General features: G+C 73.3%; 2 protein-coding genes. Both read right to left on the bottom strand.

Features of this window, described 5'->3' with window-relative positions; all coding sequences use genetic code 11:
- The coding region (locus tag GUY60_RS36090) for a sensor histidine kinase (RefSeq protein WP_161705679.1) at nucleotides 1–2,095 on the bottom strand (2,095 nt) is incomplete at its 3' end.
- Between the two features lie 130 nt (nucleotides 2,096–2,225).
- Nucleotides 2,226–3,008 (bottom strand): MHYT domain-containing protein, encoded by a 783-nt coding sequence (locus GUY60_RS36095; protein WP_161705681.1) that lies wholly within the window; start codon nucleotides 3,006–3,008, stop codon nucleotides 2,226–2,228.
- Nucleotides 3,009–3,374: the final 366 nt, after the last annotated feature.

Raw genomic sequence — 3,374 nt, forward strand, 5'->3', positions numbered from 1 at the left:
CGGGCTGCGGTTCGCGTACTGGCTTCGGCTGCTGCGGCATCGGTTCCGGTTCCGGTTGTGCCGTCGTGCGGGCGCGGCGCGGGAGTTCGGTGGGTTCGGGCATGGGTACGGGTGCGAGCGGCGGGGGCGGTACGGGCAGCGCGGGCGGCTCCGGCGGCTGTTCCGGGAGGGGGCGTAGGCCCGGGTGCGGGGCTTCCAGGAGCTCCTTCGGGACGAAGACGACCGCCGTGATGCCGCCGTAGACCGAGCGGCGCAGGGTGACCTCCAGGCGCTGGCGTTCCGCGAGGCGGTTGACCACGAACAGGCCGAGCTGGCGGGAGTCGAGGAGGTCGACGTCCGCGGCGTGGATCTTCTCGTTGGCCGTGGCGAGCGCCTCGTCGCCCATGCCGAGGCCGCGGTCCTCGATCTCCAGGACCGCACCGGCGCCGACCTCCTCGCCACGGACCACCACGGCGGTGTGCGGCGGCGAGAACCGTGCGGCGTTCTCCGTGAGTTCGGCCATCAGGTGGACCAGGTCGGCCACCGCCGTGCCCGCGAGGCGCAGGTCGGGGATGTCGTGCAGCTGGACCCGGTCGATGTCGGCGGTCTCGGCGATCCCCGCGCGTACCGCGTCGATCAGCGGGACCGGATTGCGCCAGGCGCGGCCGGGTGCCGAGCCGGAGAGGATGAGGAGCGACTCGGCGTGCCGGCGCATCCGGGTCGTCAAGTGGTCGAGGCGGAACAGGTCTTCGAGGTCCGTGGGGTTCTCGGTGCGGCGCTCCATCGTGTCGAGGAGTTCCAGTTGCCGGTGGAGCAGGACCTGGCTGCGCCGGGCGAGGCTGACGTACACGCCCGAGACGCCGGTCAGTACGGCCGCGCGGCCCGCGACGGCGCGCAGGGCGGCGCGCTGCACGGTGGTGAGGGCCGCGCCGACCTGCCCGACCTCGTCGCGGATGGGGGTGCGGGCGAGCGGCGCCTCGGTGTCGAGATCCACCGCCTCGCCGTTGTGGATGCGGCGCATCGCGCCCGGCAGGCGGGTGGCGGCGAGGTCGAGGGCGCGGTTGCGCAGTCCGGTGAGGTCGCCGACGAGGCCGCGGCCGATGCGTACGGAGAGGATCAGCGCGAGCACCACACCGAACAGGCCGAGGATCACCGCGAGGCCCGAACTGCCCAGGGTGGCAAGGGAGTACGGCTCCGCTCCGGCGGCCGCGCGAACGGTGCTCCGCTCGGCCCGGTCGAGCCCGGTCAGGGTCTGCGCGGCGGCGGACTGCCAGCTTCCGGCCGGTACGGCGGTGGCGGCCCCGTCGGTTCCGGCGTCGAGGACCGCGTCCTGGGCGGTGCTCAGCTCGGCGGCGTCGGTGGAGTCGAGGACCTGGCGGTAGGCGGCGGCGTCCCTCGGGGTCAGGTCCGGGGCGGCGCTCCGGGTGAGGCCGCGCTGGAGGGCGACGTCGCCGACGAAGCTGCGGTACCGCGCCTCGGTCATGGAACCTTCGGCCTGCGCGGCTCCGTACACCGCGTCCTGGCGGCTCAACGCCTCGCGGGCGCGGGCCAGTTCGAGTACGACGCGGGTGTCGGTCGCCGCGCCGTCCGGGTCGGCCCGGTCGTTGCGGTCGGCGCGGGCGAGCGCGGAGCGGACGGCGAAGGCGCGGTCGACGGCGGTGTCGTAGCCGGCGAGCGCGGCCGCGGGGCTGTCCGCGTCCCGTCCGGCGGGCGCGGCGGCGCTCTTGAGCAGCCGTTGGATGCGGTCGGGCAGGGACGCGTCGATCCTGGCGATGTCGGTGCTGCTGGACCGGACGCCCGCGCGCAGCGCCGCCGCGGCCTTGTCCGTACGGGACTTGGCAGCGTCGTAGCCGGCGTCGCCGCCTCGACCGGAACGGTGCTTCAGGGCGGCGGCGCGTTCCTCCTGCACGGCGTGGGTGAAGTCCGAGACGGGCTGTACGAGCGCCGAGTTGACCTGCTTCAGCTGCTCGGCGGCCGAGATCTGGGTCGCGGTGGTGACCGCCGCGTGGCCCCAGAGCGCCATCAGGGAGACCACCGGCACGGTCAGCAGGGTGACGACCTTGGCTCTGATCGACTTGGGGCGCAGCCGTTCGGGCAGCGGAAGGCGTACGGGCATGGCGGGGTGTCTCCTCGGCGGCACGCTTTTCGGTGCGGTCGGCGGTGCGCTTTCGGCACGCTTTTCGGTGCGGACGCGCCGGGCCCGGGGTCGGGCTCCGGGTTCAGGTGGGCTCCGGTTCGGCTCCGGCTCAGGTCGCCGGGAGTTCCACCTCGTGCAGCGGCCGGGCCGCGGCCTCGCTCTCGGCGCGCTCCCGCGCCGTCGGTGACAGGGCGACGAAGGCGCAGGTCAGGAAGAGGAACGAGCCGAGTACGACGGCGAGCGGCAGGATGAACGCGGGTGCGCTGGCGCCCGCCAGGGGTGCGGTGCTCGTCCGTACGGAGACGGAGACCGCGGCCATGCCGGTGTAGTGCATGGAGCTCACGGCGAGGCCCATCACCAGCGCGGCGCCCGCGGCGATCACCGGGCCGCGCACGGCGAGCGCGGCCCACAGGGCGGCGGACGCGGCGACGACGGCGATGACGACGGACGCGGCGACGAGGCGCGGGTCGTAGGCGAGGCTGCCGTTGAGTTCCACTGCGGCCATGCCGATGTAGTGCATCGCGGCCACGCCGAGGCCGGTGCCGAGACCGCCGAGGAGTACGGAGCGGACCCGCGAGCCCCCGTACCCGGCGATGAACACGCCCGCGCCGACCACCACGATGGCGACGGCGAGGCTCAGCAGGGTGAGCGGGATGTCGTAGCGGATCGCGGTGCCGTCGACCGTGAAGCCGAGCATCGCGACGAAGTGCATCGTCCAGATCCCGGCGCCGATCGCGGCGGACGCGGTGAGCAGCCAGTTCCGCTTGGCCCGCCCCCGGGCGGCCAACGCCCTCACGGTGCAGCGCAGTCCAAGCGCTGCCCCCACCACGGCCATGACGTACGACAGGACTGGAGTGATCCAGCCACCGTCCATGTGCTGCATGTGACCCACGGATTTCCTCTCGCTCTGCGCGGTCGGCCCCCCGGTCGGGACGGGACGCTAACACGCAGTGGATCTCCGCACACGGCCCGGAAATCCGGGCCCCAACAAGGATTACCGACCAGTAAGGCCCGAGTTCAAGGGGCTTGAGGGGCAAGGGAAATCGGCCGGGCCCAAACCCGTTGCGACTCTTGTCACGCCACGCCTCGGGGCGCTTCGGACATACAGGGCCAGGGTCGATACGGGGCCGTTGCGGACATCTCGGACGAGCGTTTTCGGCCAGGGGTAGGGGAGTTGGTCGAAGTTCGGTGGAGATTCGGTGGGTGCGATGGGTGCGATGAGGGGGGCGATGGGTGCGGCGGGAGCGGTGGGTGTGGT

This window comes from Streptomyces boluensis (assembly GCF_009908195.1).
GTDB classification, from domain to species: domain Bacteria; phylum Actinomycetota; class Actinomycetes; order Streptomycetales; family Streptomycetaceae; genus Streptomyces; species Streptomyces boluensis.